Consider the following 21,641-nt stretch of genomic DNA (forward strand, 5'->3'; position numbering starts at 1 on the left):
AAAACCGGGGAGTAGATTGGCAGTCTTCCGACTAAAAACCAACCCCAATCATGCAGAAAACGCTACGCTTTTTTCGGAAATTCTGGGCCGTGGCCATCGCGCTGCTCGTGCTGCCCGCCAGTGCCCAACGCGCCCAAACGGTGGCCACGCCTGCCGCGGCCCTCACGGCCCAAACCACCGCCTTCCTGCAGCAATATGTGAACAAGGAGGGCAAGGTGAACTACGCCGCCATTCAGCGCGACCCCGACCAGCTGGAGGCGCTGCTCTACACCATTGCCGAATTTGATGCGCCCCACGCGGCCGCGGCCGACCAATACGCGTTTTACCTGAATGCTTACAACGTGCTGGTAATCGGCGACATTGTGCGTAACTACCCACTGAAATCGGTGCAGGACATGCCCGGGTTCTTCAACAAAACCCTGCATCGGGTGGGGGGCGAGCAGCTCACGCTCGACCAACTCGAAACCGATAAGCTGCGCAAAATCTACGACGACCCGCGCCTGCACTTTGCGCTGGTGTGCGGCACCCAGAGCTGCCCGCGGCTGAACCGCACCGCCTACGTGGGCGCCGAATTATTTGTGCAATTGAACAACCAGGCCAAATTTGCCCTCGCCGACCCGGCCTACGTGAAGGTGAACCCCAATGCCAAGCTGGTGCAGCTGCCCGAAATATTCAAGTGGTACGAGGCCGATTTCAGCGCCAGCGGCAAAACCGGCGTGCTGTATGTAAATCAGTTCCGGAAGGAGAAGGGGGCTTACGTGCCCACCTGGTTTGCCGTCGAGTATTACCCTTACAACTGGAGCCTGAACGACCAGGCCGGCCAGTAGCCGGCGAAACGGAACCGCCCCGGCTGCGTACCACCGGAAACATTCCATCATTTCGCCCGCCCATGAATTCGGACCAGCCCAACCACGACGATAATACCGCCAAAAACGAAGCCTTCGAGAAGGAAAAAGAGTACCAGGAAGACCAAAGTAACGGCAAAACCAGCAGCGACCCCACCGCCCAGCGCAACATTGGGGCGCGCGGCTACACCGAGCGCAGCAACCAGAAAGACCAGCTCGACAACCTGCACATCGGCGGCTCGGAAACCAGCCCCCAGGGCGGCAACGACCACCAGAATGCCGGCGAGCAGGCGCAGGGCCCCGGTTTCGAAGCCGAAGGCAGCATCGAACTCGACCACAACCTGCGCACCCGCGAACAGAAGTTTGGCGACGCCGCCCCCAGTGGCCCGGCCACGCCCGCTGGCGACGCAGCTGGCAGCGAGTAATTACCGCTTGTCATTTCGACGCGGGAGGAATCTGGGAAAATTCCGAGTACCGGATTAACTCGGGTTGCTCCTGCGTTGGAATGGCAAGTGGAGGCCTGCCTACAACCATATTATTGGAAGATTTCGGCCCGGCCGGAAGTGCCCGCCCCCGCGGCCGCTTCCGGCTTTGTCGGTTTTACGGGGCCGCGCACCGGGTTTTTGGCGCCAGTGGCGGGCAGAAAGCAGTTGGTAAGAATGGAACTATTGCGGAATGGCAGCGCAACTTCTTAACTTGCGCTGATTAGAGACCTGTGTGCCTAGGGCCGGGCTTTACCTATTACTTCTTTCGACCAAATTCTCACCCCACACCTTTCCTGACGATGAACCAGAACAATACGCCAAATACCCCCAACGAAGAATACAACCCCAACCTGGAGGCCCAGGATGAGGACGTGCTTTCCGGTGGCAACAACCGCCTCACTTACATTCTGTTGGGTGTGATTATCGCGCTGGTGGTAGGCTACATTGCCTTGCCCAAAGGCTCAGGTAGCGGCATGGCTTCGGTCACGCCTTCGTTTATGCTGAGCGACGCGGCCGTAACCGCCCCCGTGCCAGCCGCCGAAGACCCCGCCGCCGCCAAAGCCGACGCGGATGAAGACGCTCCGGCTGCCACTACCAAAACCACTGCCAAGCCCGCCGCCGCTGCCGCTACCACCACCGCTGCGGCCGCAGCCGCTGCGCCGGCTACCGCCGCGCCGGTAGCGGAGGTAGATGCTGCCGCCCCGGCACCCGCGCCCGCGCCGGCCGCTGCCCCCGAGCCCGCCGCCCCAACGACGACCACGCTCGCCGGTAAAATCGAAGACGAAAACGGGCGCCCCCTGGCCGGGGCCACTGTCTTCCTAAAAGGCAGCAACAAAATTGCCAGCACCGATGCCAGCGGCAACTACTCCATTGAGGTGCCCGCCAGCGGCGACAACGTGCTCACCTACGGCTACGGCGGCTACGACGACGAAACCATCACCGCCCGCGGCAGCAAGGCCGTGAACGTGACCCTCACGCCCCACGCCAAAACTGGCCGCAAGCGCCGCTAAGCGGGAAACATGGGATAGGGGAAAAGCGCAAAGCTGACCTCCCGGCAAACTTTCCAAATAACAGAAAGGGGCAACGACCAGCTGGTCGTTGCCCCTTTCTATTGCGACTCCTTATCGGCTATGCCCTGTCTTCGGTGCTGCTCATGCGCTTGCCGAACAGGAAGTATACGGGCAGGCCCAACGCCACCAGGCCCAGGCCGCGGCGCGAGAACTCGGCCGTGTCGGGCGCCACGAGCAGGATGACGCAGAAGGCGCTGGCCAGCAGCACGTAGAGGCCCGGCAGCACCGGGTAGCCCCAGGCGCGGTAGGGACGGGGGGCGTCGGGCCGGGTGCGGCGCAGCACGAAAATGCCGATGATGGTGACGACGTAGAACAGAATTACAGCAAACATCACGTAGTCGAGCAGCTGGCCGTAGCTGCCGCTGAGGCAGAGCAGGCAGGCCCACAGGCACTGGGCCCACAGGGCGCGGCCGGGCACGCCGGCCCCGTTCAGGCGGGCCAGGCTGGGGAAGAACAGGCCGTCTTTCGCCATTGCAAAGTAGGCGCGGGCGCCGCTGAGGATGATGCCGTTATTCGCGCCGAAGGTGCTGAGCATGATGAGTACGGCCATCACGTAAGCGCCGGCTTTGCCGAGCATTGACTCGGCCACGGCGGTGGCCACGCGGTCGTCGGTGGCGTACTGAATGCCGCGGCCGGCCAGCGTGGCGGCCTCGGGCGAGCCGTGCAGGGGCAGCACCAGCAAATACACAATGTTGATGAGGATGTAGAGGGCCGTGACGATGGCCGTGCCGATGGCCATGCTGCGCACCAGCGTGCGCTCGGGGTTCTGGATTTCCTCGCCCGCGAAGCCGATGTTGTTCCACGAATCCGACGAAAACAGCGAGCCCGACATGGCCATGCCGATGGCAATAACCAACGCGCCTCCGCTGATGGGAACTGGAGCGGCGCTTACGCCCGGGGCCGGGTAGCGGGTGGCGTTCCACAAATCGTGGAAGTTGGCCGCGATGGCTTCGTGGTTGATGCCGAGCGCCACGCCGAATATGATGAGCAGGGCCAGCGCGATGAGCTTGGTGCTGCCCAGCACGTTCTGGATGAGCTTGCCGGTGCGCACGCCCTGCGCGTTGAGGGCCGTGATGCCAATGATGAGGGCAATGGCCAGCAGCTGCACGCTGCTGAACTCGAAGCTGCCGGCGTGGAACAGCACGTTTTTCACGCTGAAGTAGGGCAGCAGCACGCCGGTGAACTTGGCGAAGGCCACGGCCACGGCCGCGATTACGCCAGTCTGGATGACGAGAAACAGCGTCCAGCCATATAGAAAGGCCGTAAGGCGGCCGAAAGCTTCGCGCAGGTACACGTACTGCCCGCCCACTTTGGGGAACATGCTGGCCAGCTCGCCGTAGCTGATGGCCCCGGCCATGGTGATGAAGCCGGTGAGCAGCCACACCACCAGCAGCCAGCCGGCGCTGCCCACCTGCCGGGCAATGTTGCCCGACACGATGAAGATGCCCGAGCCAATCATGCTGCCCGTGACGAGCATAATGGCATCGAAAAGATTGATAGCGCGCTTAAAATGCGGCTGGTCGGGTTGGGGTTCGGTCATAGATTCAGTTAAATTTTTGCCAAAGAAACGGAAAAGGCCCGCCGTGAACGGCAGGCCTCGCAAAATGCAGCGCGTTTGGTGCTAAAACTCGCTGCGGTCGTACCAGCTACGCATGCGCCAGGGGTCGGTGCGGTGCTTGCGCACGAGCACCAGCCGGGCCGTGCCGGAGCCGGAAAACCGCTCGTTGTCGCGCTGCTCAATGCTAAGCAGGAAGGAGCGCTCCACGGTGGCCAACGTGTCGGAGGTCAGCGTGTCGGAGCTGGGCAGGTACTGCGTCCACTGCAGGTTGGTGGAGCGGGCGGCTTTGAAAAGGCGATAGGTGGTGTTGGCATCCACGTCGCGCGTCCAGGAACGGTCGACGTTGGCGGCGAAGTCGCGGTAGGTGAAGCGGAAGTTGGGGGCCAGCAGTTGGCCGTAGAGCGTGGAATCGCGCAGCTGGTAGCTGGCCCGGAAGCGGTCGAAGAAGCCGCGCACATAGAGCGGGTTGCCCAGCAGTTCGTTCTGGTCGGCCGGCACCTGGTCGAGGGCGGGGGCGAAGGGGTTGCAGGCCGGCACCGCGAGCAGCAGGCCGATGGCGGCCAGGAGCAAAGTGGAAAAAGAGGGGCGCGGCAACGGCTTCATATTGAAAGCGAAATATACGTAGTTTGGTTGAGGTTTTTGCCTTTTCTGTCATCCTGAGCGGAGCGAAGGACCTTATCACAGCTGAGCCGTTGGAATTACTGCAAACAGTTCAGCCGTGGTAAGGTCCTTCGCCCCGCTCAGGATGACAGAAAATAAATACCCAACGCCCTCAATGCGAGCTGAAATACTTCTTCAAATCCGTCCAGCAGAGGGCGGGAGAAGTGCGCTGGTCGCGCCAGGCCACAATGCGCCACTCGTTGTTGCGGCGGCGCAGGAGGAGACGAATATTGCCCTGGAGCAGGCCGGCATGGAAGGCTGTGTCCGTCTGGGTGATGCGGAGCTGATATAAAGCTGATACTTCGGCCGAGTCGGTGGTGTAGAGCTGGTCGCGCCGGCCGCTGAGGGTGAGCGTGTTGTTGGCGGTGGCGGGCGTGCGGCGGCGCAGGCTGCTGAAGTAGGTGGTTTCGTCGGGCACGCTCCAGTTAGCAAACAGGGCGGGCGACGAGCCGGCGCTGGTAGGGTCGGGTACGAAACGGTAGTCGGGGCCGCTGAAGGTGCGCTCGTAGTTGGCCACGTTTACGTGCTGCACGGCGGTGGTGAAGTTGGCCAGCAGAATATCAATCTGGGTGGGCTGAATCCACTCGCTGGCGGCGGCGGCGGGCTCGGGCTCGCGCAGCTGGAAGCAGGCCGGCAGGGCCAGCAGCGGGAGTAGGGCCAGAAGTTTTCGATGTTTAGCAGCCACGCAGCAAGATAAGCACGACGGGCCGCCGCGCCCAGGCTCCGGCCGGCGGTTCGTACTTTCGCCGCCCGACTCCACTGCTCCATCCTCCGCATGTCCCGAAAGCTTCTGGCGTTACTCACCGCGCTGCTGCTGCTCCTGAGCCTGGCCACATACGTGTATTACCGCCGCACCCTGGCGGCCGTGCCCGTCGACCCCTACGCCCTGGTGCCCGACGATGCCGTGTTCGTGCTCTCGACCCACGACCACCCCGCCCTGGTGCGCCACCTGCAGGAAACCGAGCTCTGGGACAACCTCACGGCGGTGCGCTATTTCCAGCAGGCGGCCGGGCACCTGGCACTAGCCGACAGCCTGGCCGGCGGCAACGCCCGGCGCCGCAACGCATTGCTCAACCTGCTGGGCCACAAATTGGTCATCACCTCGGTGCACGTGACGGGGCCGGGCGAGTTCGACGTGCTGTACCAGGTGCCGCTGAGCCGCGTGACCGAGTACCGGCAGGTGCGCGGCCTGCTCGAAACCCTGGGCCGCGACCCCCGCTACCGCCTCAGCACCCGCGACTACGAAGACCAGGAACTGACCGTCCTCACCGAGCAGCGCACCGAGCACAGCCTCACCGTGCTCAACTACCGCAACCATCTGGTATTAAGCACCAACGAGGCCCTGGTAGAAGCCGTGGTGCGCCGCCTGGCCCATCCCGACGCGCCCACCGTGCAGGCCGCCTTTTCTTCAACCGACCTGCTGCGCGTGCCCGGTACCGATGCCACGCTGCTGGTGAACTACCGCCGCCTGCCGCAGTTTTTCGACGTGCTGTTTCGGCCCGAAGCCCACGGTACGTTCGACCAGCTGGCCGGCCTGGTGTCGCAGGGTTTGCTGAGCGTGAAGCTGGCCGGCACCCGCGCCCAGATGCAGGGCTTCTCGAACCCCGAAACGGCCAATGGCACCTTGCAAGCCCGCCTGCGCGGCCAGCCGGCCCAGCCGCTAGCCCTGAGCGCGGTGCTAAGCGTGCGCACGGCCATGCTGGTGCACCTGGCCGCCAGCCCGGCCCGCACCTGGCCTACGCCGGCCAGCGCCCGGCCCGATTCGCTGGGCCGCAATGCCGCGCTCGATAGCCTGCGGGCCACTTTCGGCGGCGAGCTGGCGGTGGCTTACCTGGCGGCGGCCACGCCCGGCAGCCGGCCCGGGCGGCTGGCGCTGGTGCGCTGCCCCGATGCCGCCCGCACGGCCAGTTGGCTGGCCCGCCTGCGCCGGCTCGATGGCAACTCGCCTGCTTTCACGCGGGTGGGGCCGTTTGAAATTCACCCCGTAGGCTTTGCCGAAGCCGACGTGCTGGGGCCGCTGCTGGGCACGGCTACACCGCGCACGGCCGAGGTAACCTCCCGCGCCGGGGCGCTGGTGAACGGCTACTTCGTGCTGGCTGATGAATTGACCCTAAATGCCTACTTGGCCGATGTAGTGGCCGGCCACACCTGGGCGCAGTCGCCAGCACAGGTGGCTTTTTTGCAGGAAACCCTGCCGCGCGCCCGTCTTAGCGTGCTCATCGACACGCGCAACAGCTGGAACGCGCTGCTGGGCGTGCTCACGGAAGACCGCCGGGCGGGGCTGTTGCGCAACGAGGCCCTGTTCAAGCGCTTCCCCCAAATGGCTTTCCAGCTGCTGCCTGCCGAAAACGAGCGCAGTCCCGAAGCGCAATATTTCACCCAGCTATTGCTACGCCACCCGAATAACGGCCCCGCCACTACGCAGGCCGGCGGCGCGGCGGCCAACGGCCGGGTACTGGCTTTTCGACGGGCGCTGGTGGGGCTGCCCACGCTGCTGCCGGCCATGGGCACGCGGGTGCCGGCTGTGGTGGTGCAGGACTCGGCCCGCGTGCTGCACTACGTGAGTGCCGAAAACGCCGTGCTGTGGTCGGATACCCTGACCGGCCCGGCCGTGGGCCTGAGCCTGCTACCGGCCGGCGGCGGTGTACCGGGCGGCCTGCTGCTGGGGGCGGGCGCGCAGCTGCACCTACTGGCCGCCGACGGTGCCCCAGTACTGCCCTTCCCGCTGCACCTGCCTGATACTGTGCGCGTGGCCGACCTGCTGGCTGGCCCGGTTGCCGGGCAGCCCGCCCGCCTGCTGGCCACCACCGCCGGCCACCACCTGCTGCTGCTCGATGCCAAAGGCCACCTTTTCCCCGGCTGGCAGCCCAAGCGGCTCGACTTCCCGCTGGCCGGGCGGGCGGCGCTGCTGAACGTGAGCGGGCGCGACGTGGTGGTGGCGCCGCTGCAAAACGGCTACGTGTACGCCTTCGACGGGGCCGGCAACCTGCTGCCCGGCTTCCCGCTGAGCGTGGGGGCGCGGCTGGCCGGCGACATTTTCGCGCAGCCGGGCAGCACCCTCAGCCGCTCGCACCTCACGGTGGTGAACCAGCACGGCGAACTGGTTACGTTCACGCTCGGCGGCGACATTCTCAGCCGCAAGCGGGTGGCCACCTGGAGCCGCACGGCCCAGTTCCACCTCGTGGCCGACCCGCACGGCCGCTCCTTCGCCGTGGCGCGGGAGGACAACAACCAGCTCGACCTCTACCTGCCCACCCTCAACGACCCGTTGCTGACGCAAAAGTTTGTGACTTCGGGCGAGCGTGGCGTGCAGTGGTTCGATTTCGGCGGCGGCCGGCACCTGGTGGCCATCACCGAAACCGGCCCCGGGCAGGTGTTTCTCTACGATGCGCGCGGCTGGCTGCTGGGGCGCGAGGCCCTGCCCAGTACCGGCACCGGCGTGGGCCTGAGCTACGACGCCACCACCGACAGCTACCAGCTGGTCCGCATCGTGGGCCGCGAGCTGCGCCGCACCGAGTTGAAGGTGGGGCTGTGAGTGGTGAAGTGATGGATAGGCGGAGTGATAATGGTCATCCTGAGCGCAGCGAAGGACCTTATCGCGTCCGCGCCGTTTGGATTACTGCAAATTCTCGCGTGATAAGGTCCTTCGCTGCGCTCAGGATGACAGTTACTTTCACCTAATCCTAACCCAACATGCCCAAAATCCCTCGCATCGGCCTCGTCGTGGGCAAGTTCTGGCCGCCGCACCGGGGCCACCAGCTGCTGCTCGAAACGGCTGCCGCGCAGGTGGCCGAGCTGCTGGTGCTGGTGTATGCCAACCCGGACTCGCCCGCGCACCCGGCGGCCGAGCGCGCCCAGTGGCTGCGCGAGCTGTACCGGGGCGACGAGCTGGCCGACGGCCCGCGCATTGGCCCCACGCCATTGCGCATCTTCGCCCTCTCAGCCGAAACCGACGGCGTGCCACCCGACGCGGTCGACGACGACACCCAGCGCGAGTTTGTGCGGCAGTGGCTGGCCCGGCAGGGCCTGCACGTTGATGTCGTTTTCAGCAGCGAGGACTACGGGCCGGGCTTTGCGGTGCACCTGGGCGTGCCGCACGTAGCGGTAGATAATGCCCGGGCGCGGGTGCCCATCTCGGGCACGCGGGTGCGGGCCGATGCGGCTGGCGCGGCGGCGTACCTGCACCCGCTGGTGGCGGCGCAGCTGGGCGTGGTGCCGCCCGCGCCGGTGCCGCGCATAGTATTCCTGGGAGCCGAAAGCAGCGGGAAATCGACCCTGTGCGCGGCGTTGGCCGAAGCCTGCGGCACGGTGTGGGTGCCCGAGTACGGCCGCACCCTGCACGAGCAAAAAAACGGTAATCTGGAATACGAGGACCTGCTCTACATTGCCCGCCGCCACGCCGAGCTGGAGGACGAAGCCGCTGCCCAGGCCCGCGGCGTGCTGTTCTGCGACACCAACGCGGCCACCACGGCGCTGTATTCCTACTACTATTTCCACCGCTGCGACCCGACCCTGCGGGCCATGGCGGCGGTGTGCGGGCAGCGCTACGCCCACACCTTCGTATGCGCGCCCACCGTGCCCTTCGAGCAGGACGGCTGGCGTGGCCCCGAGGCGCTGCGCAGCTTCCAGCACGGCATGATATTGATGCAGCTCGACTACTTCAATATTCCCTACACGCTGGTGGAGGGCACGGTGCAAGAGCGGGTGGCGCAGGTGCGGGCGGCGCTTAAATAAGGTTAAACGCCCTCGCATATTGGCCCAAATCGAAGCTGCTGCTGGCCCCGAGCTTCTGGCGGATGTTGCGGCGGTGGGTGTCGGCGGTTTGGGCCGAGATGTGGAAGGCGGCCGCAATTTCCTGCGAGGTGTGGCCCAGGGCCAGGCAGCCCAGCACCTCGCGCTCGCGGGTGGTGAGGCTGGCAAAGGTGGCCGAGTGCTCGCGCAGGAAGGTGTTTTCGTCGAGCAGCCGCTGCACCTTGGCGGTGAGGTGGCTTTTGGGGTCGATGGGGCACGCGAAAGACATGATGAGCAAGGGGCGGCCAGCGGCATCCTGGGCCAGCACCCGCACCGTGCTCAGGTACCAGGCAAAGCTGCGGTTGGGGCCGGTGCGCACCTGCTGGAAAAACGTGACGGCGTAGCTCAGGTCGTTGCGTTCCAGCAGCTCGGTTACTTTCGGGATGTACTCGTGGGCTTCTTCGGCATTAAAAAAAACGGGGTGGTAGTTTTCGCCCAGGGCCTGCAGCTCCTCCATGGTCGTGTCGAGCTCCTGCAGGCCCCGGTTCGACATGTACAGCACCCGGCGGGCATCGCCGGTGAGCACGATAACCGCCCCGGGATATTGGTCGGCAAAAGTGGCAATCTCGGCTATTCGGGCAGTAATGAGTTGTTCATCAATCATGAAAGAATGAGCGTATTCTGCCGAAAGAAATGAAAAGCTGATTAATCGAGATATATCGAAATTTCAGCTCGGGCAAGATAGTGAGCGTTTGATGAAGACCCGGGAATTGGCGGTAAAAAACACGTGGTTGCTCCATTTCGACCAAAAAAAAGAAGTCCCGGCGGAGCGGCCGGGACTTCTCGAAAACAGCACCCAACGGGCCTCGTTCAGCGGTTGGTGAGCCAGCCCTTGCGGTAGAAATAGTAGAGCTGCGTGGCCACCACCAGGCCCATGATGAGGATGACCGTGGGGTAGCCCCAGGGGCTGTAGAGCTCGGGCATGTTCAGGGGCAGGTAGTGGCCGTGGCCGTCGTCGCGCTGGAAATTCATGCCGTAGAGGCCCACCACGAAGCTCAGCGGGATGAAGATGGTGCTGATGATGGTGAGCACCTTCATCACCTCGTTCATGCGGTTGCCCTGGTCCGACATGTAGAGGTCGGTGAGGGAGGAGATGTTGTCGCGGTAGCTTTCGGCCAGGTCCAGGGTCTGGATGGCGTGGTCGTAGGCGTCGCGGTAGAAGATTTTCAGCGTTTCGGGCATGGTTTCCTCGGGCAGCCGCAGGATTTCCGCGATTTTGTCGCGCTCCGGGTACACCAGCCGGCGGAAGCGCACCACGTCTTTCTTGATGCGCAGGATGCGGTTGAGCAGGCGACGCGGGCGGCGCTCGGCAAAAATGGCTTCCTCCAGCTCCTCGATGTAGTCGCCGATGGCGGCCATGGTGGGGTAGTAGTGGTCGAGCACCACGTCGGTGAGGGCGTAGGCCAGATAAAGCACCGGGTGGCGGCGCAGGGTGCTGAAGTTGCTGCGGATGCGGGCCCGCAGCGTATCGAGGCAGTCGTCGTAGTCGTCCTGAAACGACAGCACGTAATTGGGGCCGGTAAAGATAGAGAGCTGGTCGTCGTCGATTTCGAGGTTAGCCGTGAAATCGGTCATGCGCGACACCATGAACAGGCGGTGGTCGTCGAACACATCGATTTTGGCCCGCTGGTAGTCGTTGAGCACGTCTTCCATTTGCAGCGGGTGCAGGCCGAAATCCTGCATCATGCGCTCAATCAGGGGCAGGTCGCCGTAGCCGCGCACGTCAATCCAGTGCTTGAGCTCGGGGTGCTGGTGCAGGTAGGCCAGCAGGGCATCGTAGCGGTCGGTGTACTCTTCCTCGGTGAAAGTGCCGTCGTCGTACGACATCAGAAACAAGCGCGGCTTGAGGGCCCCGGGCCGGATGTTGAGCGTGCCCGGCCGCTGGCCCACCTGCTGCAGGCGGGCCTGCTGGGTGGCCTCGCGGTCGGCGATGCTGATGGGGGCGGGGCCGGCCAAATCGGCCAGTGCCGGCGAGCGGTTGGGGGCGGCCTGCGCGTTGGGGCTAAGCGGATTCATGCGAAAAGCGGAGAGTGCGAAGAAGCAATGTTGCCCCCTACGCATGGCGGGCCGATGAAGATGTGCACGCCGGCACTAGCCGAACGGAGCCGCCGTGCCGTACTTTGCCGGAAAAGGCAGTGCCAGCAGGTTTGAAAAGTACGGATTCTTTGGTTGCGGAAGCTACAGCCGGCGCGGGCACGGCGCTGGGCGTGTGGCTGGCCCCGCACGGCCCGGCCGGCCCGCCGCTGCCCCGGCTGCCGCTGGCGTTCGAGCCGTTTCTGTATCTGCGGCCGACGCATCTGGCGTTGGCCCCGCAGCCCGGCCCGGGCTTCAGCGCCTACCTCGAAGACGCGGCCGCCGGCCGCACCCTGGCCCAGCTGCACGTGCACTACAACCCGGTCACCGGCCTGGCCCGCAGCCCCGCGCAGGCCCCGTTCGGAGCCGTGCAGTTGGCCCCGGGCCTGGGCCGGGGGGGCCTGCACCAGCTGCTCGACGCCGCCGAAGCCGAACTGCGCCGCCTGGGCATTGAGCAACTGGCCATGCGCGGCTACCCCTTCGCCTACGACCCCGCCGGGGCCGCCACCCTGGCCGAAGCGCTGCGCCAGCGCGGCTACCGCGTGGCCCTGGCCGAGCAGAACTATCACCTCGACCCGGCGCGCGACTACGAAGCCCACCTGCACCCCTCGGAGCGCCGTCGGCTGCACAAGTGCCGCCGCGCGGGCCTGTTCATCGAGCAGGAGCCGGCGTATTTGCTGCCGCTGGCCTACGAGTTCATTCAGCAGTGCCGGCAGGAGCGGGGGCAAACGCTGTCGCTGCCCCTGGAGCGGGTGCAGGAGCTGTTTCGGGCGTTTCCGCGCGAGCATTTTCTGTTCTCGGTGCGCGAGCCGGGCGGGGCTTGGGCGGCCCTCACAGTAGCCATTCAGGTGAGTTCGACGGTACTCTATAACTTCTATCCGGCCAGCCCCTTGCGCTGCAACAACCTGAGCCCGGTGGTGCTGCTGAACGAGGGCCTGCACGCTTTCGCCCGCGCCAGCGGCCTGACGGTGCTCGACTTGGGCACTTCGACGCTCGATAGCGGGCCAAACACGTCGCTGCTGCGGTTTAAGCGGCACCTAGGCGCAGTAGCGGGGCTGCGGCTGAGCTGGGAGAAAGCGTTTTAAGGGCGACGGCAATGGCAGTTTTCCTTCTTGAAACGGAGGGGAGTTGCCGTTCTTTGCAGCCCATGCCAGCCACTACTGCCCCTGCCAAATCCCCCATTCGCCACTTTGTGCGCGGCTCGCTGGGCACGGGTGTGGCGGTGCTGGCGCGAGCGGGCGGCTCGCTCATCGTGAACAAACTGGTAGCCACGCTGGCCCCGGCCGGCGGCCTCACCCTGCTGGCTCAGTTTCAGAACCTGATGGCCATGCTCACCACGCTGCCCTACGACGGCGTGCAGATAGGCCTGGTGAAATACCTCGCGCCGCTGCGGCCCGGCAGCCCGCGCTACCGCGCCTGGTTGGGCGCGGCCACCGTGCTGAACGCGGCCGCGCTGCTGCTGGGCGGCTTGGTGCTGGCCCTGCGCGGACTGCTGGATTGGAGCTGGGGCAGCCTGCTGGTGTTTATGCTGGGCATTGGGTTGATAACCGGACAGGCCTTGCTGGGCAGCGCGCTGCTGGCTGCGGGCCGCCTGCGGGCCTACGTGGGCCTCACGGTGGCGCTGGCCGCGCTGGGCACCGCTGCCACGGCCGCCACACTATGGGCCGGCTGGCCGCTGCCCCGGGTGCTGCTGACCTACCTGTTGGCCCAGGGCCTCACGCTGCTGCCGGCGCTGGGGCTGGCCGCGCGCGCGGGTTTGCTGCGGGGGCTGCGGCCGGGCGCACCCGTTAGCCGGCTGGCGCTGCGCCGGCTGGGGCAGTTCCTGCTGATGGCCGTGAGCACCCTGCTATTCGGCAAAGCCGTGGACTACGTGCTGCGCGACTACCTGCTGGCCACTTTCGGCCCGGCGCGCACCGATTTGTGGCAGGCCGTGGCCAAGCTTTCAGATAACTACACGATGGTGTTTTCGGCGGTAATGAGCAGCGTGTTCTACCCGCGGCTGGCGGCGCTGGTAGGGCAGCCGGGTGCGGCGCGGCAGTACCTGCGCGGCGTGCTGCTGCTGCTGGCTCCGGTGCTGGCCGCCGGGCTGGGCCTGATTTACGCCAGCCGCGCCTGGCTGCTGCCGCTGCTGTTTGCGCCGCGGCTGCTGGGGGCCCAGGTGCTACTGGGGCCGCAGCTGCTCGGCGACTGGGCCAAGCTGCTGAGCTGGCTCTTTATCTTTCAGCTCACGGCGCGGGCGCGTACCGGGCCCTACGTGGCTGTGCAGGCGGGCTCGGCGGTGGTGTTTGCTGGGCTGCTGGGGTGGCTGCTGCCGCGCTACGGGCTGCAGGGGGCGGTGTGGGCCCACGCCGCCCGCTACGGCCTGCTGCTGCTCGGCTGCAGTTGGGTGCAATGGGGAGTGAAGAATGCAGAATGAAGAATGGGAAGGAGTTGAGGAGCTTATCCGTGTTTTCTTTGTGGTGTCCGCGCCATGCCCAATTCTTCATTTCCGACTCCTTATTCCTTAAGCGAAACGCCGTTGTCACTGGTTACCATTGTGGCGCTGTGCCACAACCATGCGCCGTTTCTGCGCGAGGCGCTCGATTCGATTCTGGCCCAAACCTACCCAAACCTGGAGGTGTGGCTCGTGGATGATGCCAGCACCGACGGCAGCCCGGCGATTCTGCGCGAGTACGCCGCCCGCAACCCTGCCTGGCACCTGCTGCTGCTGCCCGAAAACGTAGGCAACTGCCAGGCGTTCAACACTGCTTTCCTTCGGAGTAAAGGCGAATTTGTGATTGATTTCGCCACCGACGACGTGTTGCTGCCAGCCCGGGTAGCGCAGCAGGTGGCGCAGTTTCAGGCAGCCGAGGCGGCCGTGGGCGTGGTGTATTCCAACTGTGAACTCATCGACGAAGCCAGCCGCTCGCTGGGCCTGCACCACCGCCCCGATGCCGGCGGCCAGCTGAAACCCGCACCCGCCAGCGGCTGGGTGTTTGCCGAAGTGCTGCGCCGCTACTTTATCAGCACGCCCACCATGATGATGCGCCGCGCCTGCCTCGAAAGCCTGGGCGGCTACGACGAAACCCTGGCCTACGAGGACTTCGATTTCTGGGTGCGCGCCAGCCGCGACTGGCAGTTTCTGTACCTCGATGAGGTGACCACCCGCAAGCGCAAGCACCCGCGCAGCATGAGCGCCCGGGCCTACCGCCGCCACGACCCCTACCTGGCCTCCACCATTCGCGTGTGTACCAAGGCACTGGCCCTGGCCCGCACCCCCGCCGAGCGCGCCGCCCTGGCTGTGCGCCTGCGCTCCGAGCTGCGTCAGGCCGTTCGTCGCCACGCGCCCCACGCCGAGGTGCGCCCGCTGCTGGCCCTGCTGCGCCAGGTGGCCGCCCGCACGCCCCTCGATTGGGCCCTGGCCACCTGGAGCCGCCTGCGCGGCTGAGCCCAATCGAACAACGCCGCCCCAGTTCGAGTGAAGCACCGCTTACTCCCGAGCCGTTGCGCCGGTTTCTGCCGTTTCTTCGTGCTGCCCAAGTCGCATGAGGGCCGTTGTTTTTCGTCCCTTTCCCCGTGTTGCCCACTTCCCGCCTTGCCGTATTTGCCCGCGCCGTGCTGCTGCCGCTGCTGCTGGCACTGGCCGTTGGGCTGAGCCTGGGCAGCTACTTCGAAACCAGCGACGACGGCACCCTGGCCTGGCTGTTTGCGGGCGTGTTGGCTTTGAAGCCGGTGACTTCGGTGCCACTATATTTCCACGGCTACGGGCATTTACTGGCGGCTGCTTACACCGCCGCGCCGGCCGGCCCTTGGCTGGGCCTGCTGCTGGCGGGGTTGCTGGCGCTTGCCTCGGCGCTCTGGTTTGCCGTGCTGGAGCGGCTGCTGCGGCCTTGGCTGCGGCCGGGGTGGCTGACGCTGGCGTTGGTGCTGTTTTTCGGGCTCGGTTGGCTGGAGCACTGGCTGTGGTTCAGCCATGCGCGGGTGGCGCTGCTGCTAGCAGCCGGCGGCGTACTGTTTGCGGCCCAGCGGCCTGGGCGGCGCGGGCCGCTGCTGCTGGGGCTGCTGGCGCTGGCGGCGGCCTGGCTGGTTCGGCCCGGGCTGGCCGTGGTGGGGGCGGGGGCCGTGCTGCCGGCCGCGCGGCTGCTGGCCGGCAGCTGTCGGCGCGCGGCCCCCGTACTGGTGAGCGCGGCGGTGGGCCTGCTGCTGGCTACGGCCATACTGCGCTGGCAGCAAACGCCTGCCGAAACCCGCGCCCAGCGTCGCGATGCGCTTTTCTCCCAAATGTTGGATTTCAATCAGCTACGCCCACAGCCGCGCACCCCGGCCGACAGCCTCGGCACGGCCGCCATTAGCCGCTGGCTGCTGGGCGATTCCACGGTGGTCAACGAGGCGATGGTCCAACGCGCTTACCACTTCGACGCTACTGATTTCCTGACCCGCGAAGTGCCCGCCAAGTTGCGCCAGCGGCTCCCGCTGTTGGCGCGCGACTATTTCCCGATGCTGCTGGCGCTGGCCGCTTCGGCCGTGGCAATGGCCCGCCGGCGGGGCCGGGCCGGTTGGTTCTGGCTGGTGCAAATGGCCTTTGGAGGCGGCCTGCTGTTGCTGGCAGGCCTGCTGAAGCTTCCGCCGCGCCTAGCTCTGCCGCTGCTCGATTGCTGGCTGCTGACCAACCTGGTTTTCTGGCTGCAAGCTGCACGGCTAAATGATTCAGCTGAAGACAAGAACGCAGCCACAGAGGCTTCAAAAGTGGCTGCTACTGCTTCAGCAGCAGAACACCCTGGTTCGGCTTTCAGCTCAACCGCACAGCGGCCGGGGCCGGCTGAGGTGCGAAAGCCGCAGCTGCACCTCCAGCCTCTCCCGCGCTTCTTCAGCATTGCCCTGCTGCTGGCCGTTGTTAGCCTCTACGTCGCCAAAACTTGGCACCGCCACCAAGTGCTGCAACAGGAGCAGCGCCGGCACGAAAGCGCCCTGGCTGCCCTCGGCCAGCAAGCCGGGCAGGTGCGCGTGCTGGCCGGCACCAATGATTGGCTGAAAAGCCTCTCGCCCTTCCGCACGTATTCGCCCGGCCCCGGGCCGGTGCTGCTGCTCACCGGCTGGCCCGCGCACGATGCTTCCCAGGCCGCGCTGCGCCAGTCCCTCAGCGGCACCGCCGACCAAACCGAGTGCCTGCGCCGGCTAGCCAACCGGCCGGTCATTGGCACCGACGTTCCTGTCTTATGGTTGCTCAGCCCCGAAACGGCCGCCTGGCTTAGCCGCCGCACGGCTTTTGATGGCCCCCGGCTCTTATTGACGCCACAAAGACCATTGCCCTCGGCTGCGCCCGATTCGGCGGTCTGGCTGTATCAAGCTGCGCTGCAACTGAAAAAAATGTGATTTATTGAGGCCCGATGCCGGCTTGAAACCGGGCTGGCTGGTTCGATTTTGGCCTTTTTGCGACCCAATGCCATAATCTTATAACCGGCCCCCTACGGTTCGGGCAGACCTTTGTTGCGCGAAAAGCGTTTCTGCTTCATTAACCCTTCACGCTTTCTCGCCCTATCCCTATGCAAACGTCCATATCGATAACCCGCGGCGAAGTCCTGCAACAAATGGAAGGCTTCGTGAAATCGAACATGAGCACCTTCCTCAAAAGCGTGGAAGACAGCTGGCAACCCGCCGATTTCCTGCCCGACTCGCGCCGCGACACGTTTTTTGACGAAGTAAAAGAGCTGCGCGAAAAGGCCGGCAGCCTGAGCTACGACCTGCTGGCCGTGCTCATCGGCGACACCATCACCGAGGAAGCCCTGCCCAACTACGAAGCCTGGTTTCACGAGCTCGACAACATCAACCGCGACCGCAACAACGGCTGGGCCGAGTGGATTCGGGGCTGGACGGCCGAGGAAAACCGCCACGGCGACCTGCTGAACCGCTACCTCTACCTCTCGGGCCGCGTGAACATGCGCGAGTTTGAGGTGAGCACTCAGTACCTCATCAACGACGCCTTCGACCTAGGCACGGCCAACGACCCCTACCGCGCCTTCGTGTACACGAGCTACCAGGAGCAGGCCACCAACATCTCGCACCGCCGCGTGGGCCAGCTGGCCCGCACCGCCGGCGACGACCAGCTCTCCAAAATCTGCGGCATGATTGCCGGCGACGAAAACCGCCACGCCCGCGTGTACAAGGCCTTCGTGAGCGAGATTTTTAAGTACGACCCTTCGGAAATGATGCTGGCTTTCGCCGACATGATGAAGAAAAAGATTGTGATGCCCGCCCACTACATGCGCGAAATGGGCGTGGAAATGGGCAAAACCTTCGGCCACTTCACCGACGCTGCCCAGCGCCTGGGCGTGTACACCAGCAACGACTACACCGACATCCTGGACTCGCTCATCCACGACTGGGACATTGAGCACCTCAAGGACCTGACCGGCGAGGCCGAAAAAGCCCGCGACTACGTGATGGCCCTGCCCAACCGCCTGCGCCGCGTGAGCGACCGTATGCCCGTGCCCAAGCTGGAATATAAGTTCAAGTGGATTTCGTAGCAGCCAACGCCGCTAGCATTTAAATGCAGATACCCAAAAAGCCGTTTCATGCCATAGGAAACGGCTTTTTGTGCGAATATGGATGGTGGATTTTCAGCTCCTGTAGTTCCGCGGTTACCCGGCCGCCAGGGCGGCCGTCGTGCGGGCGTGGTCGACGTCGGGACTGCGGTAGAGGGCTTCGGGAATGGTGGCGAGCGTAGATTCATGCACCTGCGGCCCCAGCCCGTAGAATTGCTGAAAGCTCATTATCAGGGGCCGCCACTTGTCGGGGTCGACGCGGTTGGGGTGCCCGACCAGTAAAATCGACTCATCGAGGTGCACGCGCTGAATGCGGACTTCCAGATTCAGCAGGCGGCCGCGTACCTGCTCGTCGGTTTCGGCAATGCCGTGGGCCGCTTCCAGCACGGCTTCGAGCTGCACGGGACACTCCCGCACCCGGGGCGGGGCCACGGTAAGCGCGGGCTCCGGCGTGAGGCCAGCCCGGCCAAACTTGTCGCGCTCGGTGCGGTAGCCTTTCTGCTGCTTGCCGGCCGGTACGGGGTCCGAGCCGGTCGTGAGCGCCAGCCGGTTCACGGCCCCGACGAGGTCGACCGAAGGCAAGTTGAGCACGCACTGCCCGGTGCGCAGCAGGTTTTGCGTGGTTTGCGACGGGGCCGCCAGGCCCAGCACCCCGCGCCAGCCCAGCCAGAACACCGACGACATGGGGGCCAGGTTGGCCGAACCGTCGGGATTGATGGTGCTGATGAGCACGACGGGAGTACCGAAATATAAGATGGCGGGTTCGCTGAGTTGATGCATAAAAGGGGTTTGTTGACGCGTTGAGCAACCAAAATTCGGTTGCTGCGGCTGTGCTTCCCACCCGTTTCTTGCTCAGTTCACCTCGGCGGGCAACGCTTCGGTGCGGGCGGCCTCCCAACCCAGCAGCGCGGCCTTGCGCGATGCGCCCCAGCGGTACTGCCCCAGCTCGCCGGTACCGCGAATCACGCGGTGACAGGGGATGAGGTAGGCCACCGGATTGGCCCCGATGGCCGTGCCCGCCGCACGCACGGCGGCCCCGTTGTCGGCCGCGTCGGCCAGCTGCGAATACGTGCACCGCTGGCCCTCGGGCACGCGCAGCAGCGACTCCCAGATTTTGAGTTGAAACGGCGTGCCCTTGAGGTGCAGGTGCAGCCGGTCGGCGGACATGAACTCGCGGGCGAAAAACCGCGCCACCTGAGCATGGGCAGCAGTTTTTTCGGCCATGAAAGTGGCTTGGGGCCATTCCAGCCGCAGCTCGGCCACGGCCGCGTCCTCATCATCGGCGAACACCAGTTTGCAGATGCCCTTGTCGGTGGAAGCCACCAGATAATGCCCAAACGGGCTTTCGCCAAAGCTATAGCGGATGGCCAGTGCGGCCCCGCCCTGCCGGTACTCGCCGGGCGTCATGGCCTCCAGCGTCACGAATAAATCGTGCAGGCGGCCGGTGCCGGAAAGGCCGGTTTCGTGCGCCGCCTCGGCTACCGAAGCCTGCTGGCGCAATAGCTGCTTGGCGTGGTCCAGGCTCAGGTATTGCAGGAATTTCTTGGGCGACACCCCCGCCCATTCCTGAAACTTACGCTGGAAATGAAACGGGCTCCAGTGGGCCTGGGCTGCCATTTCTTCCAAATCAGGCTGGGTTTGGAAATGAGTTTGGGCGTAGGCAAGTGCGGCTTCAATGCGCTGGTAGTCGGTCATGGCTTGGGGGGCTGATAGACTACAAATTTCGCGTTCGATGGGAGAGCCGGAAACCCGATTCTTGCGCAGTTTGATATTTAAAAATATTGTTTTATGCCAAGCAACAGCCCGTTACCATAATTTCCGCTCGGATTAAGCTCTTATATTTAGCAGGCATTTCCTTTCCTTACAATATGAAGCATTTCTGCTCAATCACTTGCCTCCTGTTTGTGTTTTTAAACAGTTCCTTGGCTAGAGCGCAAGGACCTGCTGTAGTTGGGACCGCGCTTAGCCCGGTGCGCAATGCGCCTGCCGTACCGCGCACCGCGTCGGTAGTTATACCGTTTTCGCAGCCAGTCAATCCAGCCACAGCGGGCAACATCAAGATGTTTTCATCGCAGTACCGAGGAAGCCGCACGGCTACTACCAGTACCAACGCCAACGCCGCAACGCTACTGCCTACCGCTCCGGCCGGGCAGTCGGCTGCCTTCAAACCTGGCGAAACAGTATCCGTAACCGTGCCAGCTACTGTGCTGGGCACCAACGGGGCTGGAACTGTGCCTTACGTGTACCAGTTCACGGCCGCCGCTACCGGCGGCAGCGGCAGCTTCGCCCTTAACGGTGATATCAGCGTGGCGGGCGGCGACTGGGCGTGTGAGGTGCGCGTGGGCGACCTCGATGGAGATGGCGACTTGGATGTAGTAACCAATTCGGGGTCTCCAAATTCATTCAGCAACATAACCGTTGGTAAAATCAACGTGCTGCTGAACAACGGGACAGGCAGCTACACAGCGGCTCCTGCCATTGTGGTGCCGCTCGGGCCGAGCAGTGTGGCGCTGGGCGATATCGACAGCGACCTTGATATTTTATCAGCCAATCATGGCAACGACAGCGGCAACGGTAACACCGTAAGCATTTGCTTCAACAATGGAACCGGCACCTTTGCTAGCCCCGTGAACCTCATCGTCGCCCAAAGCCCCCAGCGGATAAAGCTTGGCGATATGGACGGCGACGGCGACCTAGACTTGGTTGTAAATGGCAGCCTGACGCAGGTGTTTTTTAACAATGGCAGCGGCGGATTTAGCAATAGCACCGCGCCGGGCTCGCCGGGTGGGTCCATAACGCGGTCGGGCTCGAACCTGGCCGATATGGACGGCGACGGGAGCCTTGATTTGGTTGGTCCCGGCGGCATCTATCGCAACAATGGACAAGGTTCTTTTACGGCGGTGGCGGGTACGTCGGGCGGCTATTACAACGATGCCATCGGCGACATTGACGGCGATGGAGACCTGGATGTCATCACGGTAGGCAATGTTAATACGTCGCTGTTCGGGTCAAACGTACTGGTTCAAAAGAACGATGGAACGGGAAGAGTAGCAGCTACGACTACTTTAACCATCAGCAGCACCTCCACATATCCCACAATCATACCCTGCGTCGCGCTTGGCGACATCGACGGTGATGGCGATTTGGACTTGTTAGCCGGTTTTTCTAATAACCAGCTTGGAATTGCAGTTTGGCAAAACGACGGTCAAGGTCACTTCATGGCGCTACCTTCCTTTTCCGGCAACGTTCAGGCCATGAACATGGTGCTGGCCGATGTTGACGGCGATGGCGACTTGGATATAGTGGCGAGTATATACTCTGGTTACAATGTAAAAATTCTCTTGAATACGACCACCCTGGCCACTACAACGGCCCGGCCGGCAAGATTGGTTACGCTTTACCCGAACCCGGCCGCCAGCGCTGCCACGGTTCAACTGTCGCGCGCAGGCATGTCCACCAGCGCCGCGACTCAGGTCACGATTTACAACGGCTTGGGCCAGGTAGTTGCCGTGAGCACCTTGCACGCTGGCCAAGATACCAATACGCTGCCCACCGCGCATTTGCCCGCTGGCTGCTACATGGTGCGGCTGCAATCGGCTGATGGCAATAGTACGCAGCGACTGGTGCTCTATTAGGTG

The 21,641-nt window shown here is 64.3% G+C and carries 18 protein-coding genes; 11 read left to right on the forward strand and 7 right to left on the reverse strand.

Annotated elements, in window-relative coordinates:
• The first annotated feature begins 50 nt into the window (after positions 1–50).
• The 3 genes from MON38_RS08120 to MON38_RS08130 all read left to right on the forward strand — a co-directional run bounded on the left by MON38_RS08120 (position 51) and on the right by MON38_RS08130 (position 2,340).
• Positions 51–827 (forward strand): DUF547 domain-containing protein, encoded by a 777-nt coding sequence (locus MON38_RS08120; protein WP_241935659.1) that lies wholly within the window; start codon positions 51–53, stop codon positions 825–827.
• 62 nt (positions 828–889) lie between these two features.
• A complete protein-coding gene (locus tag MON38_RS08125; RefSeq protein WP_241935660.1) occupies positions 890–1,270 on the forward strand; it encodes a hypothetical protein in 381 nt (126 codons plus the stop codon).
• A gap of 359 nt (positions 1,271–1,629) precedes the next feature.
• A complete protein-coding gene (locus MON38_RS08130) occupies positions 1,630–2,340 on the forward strand; it encodes a carboxypeptidase-like regulatory domain-containing protein (protein WP_241935661.1) in 711 nt (236 codons plus the stop codon).
• Between the two features lie 118 nt (positions 2,341–2,458).
• Here the strand turns inward: MON38_RS08130 and MON38_RS08135 are convergent, their stop codons facing one another.
• The 3 genes from MON38_RS08135 to MON38_RS08145 all read right to left on the reverse strand — a co-directional run bounded on the left by MON38_RS08135 (position 2,459) and on the right by MON38_RS08145 (position 5,303).
• Positions 2,459–3,940 carry an APC family permease gene (locus MON38_RS08135; RefSeq protein ID WP_241935662.1) on the reverse strand — a complete coding sequence of 494 codons (1,482 nt, stop codon included), beginning with the start codon at positions 3,938–3,940 and terminating at the stop codon, positions 2,459–2,461.
• A gap of 81 nt (positions 3,941–4,021) precedes the next feature.
• A complete protein-coding gene (locus MON38_RS08140; protein WP_241935663.1) occupies positions 4,022–4,528 on the reverse strand; it encodes a hypothetical protein in 507 nt (168 codons plus the stop codon).
• A gap of 202 nt (positions 4,529–4,730) precedes the next feature.
• Positions 4,731–5,303 carry a hypothetical protein gene (locus tag MON38_RS08145; protein WP_241935664.1) on the reverse strand — a complete coding sequence of 191 codons (573 nt, stop codon included), beginning with the start codon at positions 5,301–5,303 and terminating at the stop codon, positions 4,731–4,733.
• Between the two features lie 90 nt (positions 5,304–5,393).
• On the opposite strand from MON38_RS08145, the gene MON38_RS08150 reads away from it, so the two are divergent.
• Positions 5,394–8,153, forward strand: a complete 2,760-nt coding sequence (locus tag MON38_RS08150) for a hypothetical protein (protein ID WP_241935665.1) — start codon at positions 5,394–5,396, stop codon at positions 8,151–8,153.
• 158 nt (positions 8,154–8,311) lie between these two features.
• Positions 8,312–9,352, forward strand: a complete 1,041-nt coding sequence (locus MON38_RS08155) for an AAA family ATPase (protein ID WP_241935666.1) — start codon at positions 8,312–8,314, stop codon at positions 9,350–9,352.
• Here the strand turns inward: MON38_RS08155 and MON38_RS08160 are convergent.
• Both MON38_RS08160 and corA read right to left on the reverse strand, forming a co-directional pair.
• Positions 9,345–10,013, reverse strand: a complete 669-nt coding sequence (locus MON38_RS08160; protein ID WP_241935667.1) for a helix-turn-helix transcriptional regulator — start codon at positions 10,011–10,013, stop codon at positions 9,345–9,347. The two genes, MON38_RS08155 and MON38_RS08160, sit on opposite strands and share 8 nt — an antisense overlap.
• Positions 10,014–10,219: 206 nt before the next feature.
• Entirely contained in the window at positions 10,220–11,425 is a 1,206-nt protein-coding gene (gene corA / locus MON38_RS08165) for a magnesium/cobalt transporter CorA (protein ID WP_241935668.1), read from the reverse strand.
• A gap of 149 nt (positions 11,426–11,574) precedes the next feature.
• On the opposite strand from corA, the gene MON38_RS08170 reads away from it, so the two are divergent.
• The 5 genes from MON38_RS08170 to MON38_RS08190 all read left to right on the forward strand — a co-directional run bounded on the left by MON38_RS08170 (position 11,575) and on the right by MON38_RS08190 (position 17,985).
• Positions 11,575–12,567: a GNAT family N-acetyltransferase gene (locus MON38_RS08170; RefSeq protein ID WP_241935669.1), complete on the forward strand. Its 993-nt coding sequence runs from the start codon at positions 11,575–11,577 to the stop codon at positions 12,565–12,567.
• A gap of 62 nt (positions 12,568–12,629) precedes the next feature.
• Complete coding sequence (locus tag MON38_RS08175; RefSeq protein ID WP_241935670.1) at positions 12,630–13,898, forward strand: MATE family efflux transporter; 1,269 nt, start codon at positions 12,630–12,632, stop codon at positions 13,896–13,898.
• A 54-nt stretch (positions 13,899–13,952) separates the two neighbouring features.
• Complete coding sequence (locus MON38_RS08180; protein ID WP_241935671.1) at positions 13,953–14,909, forward strand: glycosyltransferase family 2 protein; 957 nt, start codon at positions 13,953–13,955, stop codon at positions 14,907–14,909.
• A 128-nt stretch (positions 14,910–15,037) separates the two neighbouring features.
• A complete protein-coding gene (locus MON38_RS08185) occupies positions 15,038–16,834 on the forward strand; it encodes a hypothetical protein (RefSeq protein WP_241935672.1) in 1,797 nt (598 codons plus the stop codon).
• 170 nt (positions 16,835–17,004) lie between these two features.
• A complete protein-coding gene (locus MON38_RS08190) occupies positions 17,005–17,985 on the forward strand; it encodes an acyl-ACP desaturase (protein ID WP_241935673.1) in 981 nt (326 codons plus the stop codon).
• 114 nt (positions 17,986–18,099) lie between these two features.
• Here the strand turns inward: MON38_RS08190 and MON38_RS08195 are convergent, their stop codons facing one another.
• On the reverse strand, positions 18,100–18,783 hold the full coding sequence (locus MON38_RS08195) for a flavin reductase family protein (RefSeq protein WP_241935674.1): 684 nt from the start codon (positions 18,781–18,783) through the stop codon (positions 18,100–18,102).
• Between the two features lie 72 nt (positions 18,784–18,855).
• Complete coding sequence (locus tag MON38_RS08200; RefSeq protein WP_241935675.1) at positions 18,856–19,698, reverse strand: methylated-DNA--[protein]-cysteine S-methyltransferase; 843 nt, start codon at positions 19,696–19,698, stop codon at positions 18,856–18,858.
• Positions 19,699–19,871: 173 nt separating this feature from the next.
• Here MON38_RS08200 and MON38_RS08205 point away from each other — a divergent pair, with 173 nt between their 5' ends.
• Complete coding sequence (locus tag MON38_RS08205; protein ID WP_241935676.1) at positions 19,872–21,638, forward strand: FG-GAP-like repeat-containing protein; 1,767 nt, start codon at positions 19,872–19,874, stop codon at positions 21,636–21,638.
• The last annotated feature ends 3 nt before the right edge of the window (positions 21,639–21,641 follow it).

Origin of the sequence: Hymenobacter cyanobacteriorum, assembly GCF_022631375.1 — a bacterium.
GTDB lineage: Bacteria > Bacteroidota > Bacteroidia > Cytophagales > Hymenobacteraceae > Hymenobacter > Hymenobacter cyanobacteriorum.

What these genes read in the sequence shown, in the direction of transcription:
- MON38_RS08175 (WP_241935670.1), top strand. Translation starts at nt 12,630, where the DNA reads ATGCCAGCCACTACTGCCCCTGCCAAATCCCCCATTCGCCACTTTGTG.
- MON38_RS08130 (WP_241935661.1), top strand. Translation starts at nt 1,630, where the DNA reads ATGAACCAGAACAATACGCCAAATACCCCCAACGAAGAATACAACCCC.
- MON38_RS08190 (WP_241935673.1), top strand. Translation starts at nt 17,005, where the DNA reads ATGCAAACGTCCATATCGATAACCCGCGGCGAAGTCCTGCAACAAATG.
- MON38_RS08135 (WP_241935662.1), bottom strand. Translation starts at nt 3,940, where the DNA reads ATGACCGAACCCCAACCCGACCAGCCGCATTTTAAGCGCGCTATCAAT.
- MON38_RS08205 (WP_241935676.1), top strand. Translation starts at nt 19,872, where the DNA reads ATGAAGCATTTCTGCTCAATCACTTGCCTCCTGTTTGTGTTTTTAAAC.
- MON38_RS08155 (WP_241935666.1), top strand. Translation starts at nt 8,312, where the DNA reads ATGCCCAAAATCCCTCGCATCGGCCTCGTCGTGGGCAAGTTCTGGCCG.
- MON38_RS08200 (WP_241935675.1), bottom strand. Translation starts at nt 19,698, where the DNA reads ATGACCGACTACCAGCGCATTGAAGCCGCACTTGCCTACGCCCAAACT.
- MON38_RS08160 (WP_241935667.1), bottom strand. Translation starts at nt 10,013, where the DNA reads ATGATTGATGAACAACTCATTACTGCCCGAATAGCCGAGATTGCCACT.
- MON38_RS08150 (WP_241935665.1), top strand. Translation starts at nt 5,394, where the DNA reads ATGTCCCGAAAGCTTCTGGCGTTACTCACCGCGCTGCTGCTGCTCCTG.
- MON38_RS08125 (WP_241935660.1), top strand. Translation starts at nt 890, where the DNA reads ATGAATTCGGACCAGCCCAACCACGACGATAATACCGCCAAAAACGAA.
- MON38_RS08120 (WP_241935659.1), top strand. Translation starts at nt 51, where the DNA reads ATGCAGAAAACGCTACGCTTTTTTCGGAAATTCTGGGCCGTGGCCATC.
- corA (WP_241935668.1), bottom strand. Translation starts at nt 11,425, where the DNA reads ATGAATCCGCTTAGCCCCAACGCGCAGGCCGCCCCCAACCGCTCGCCG.
- MON38_RS08180 (WP_241935671.1), top strand. Translation starts at nt 13,953, where the DNA reads ATGCCCAATTCTTCATTTCCGACTCCTTATTCCTTAAGCGAAACGCCG.
- MON38_RS08195 (WP_241935674.1), bottom strand. Translation starts at nt 18,783, where the DNA reads ATGCATCAACTCAGCGAACCCGCCATCTTATATTTCGGTACTCCCGTC.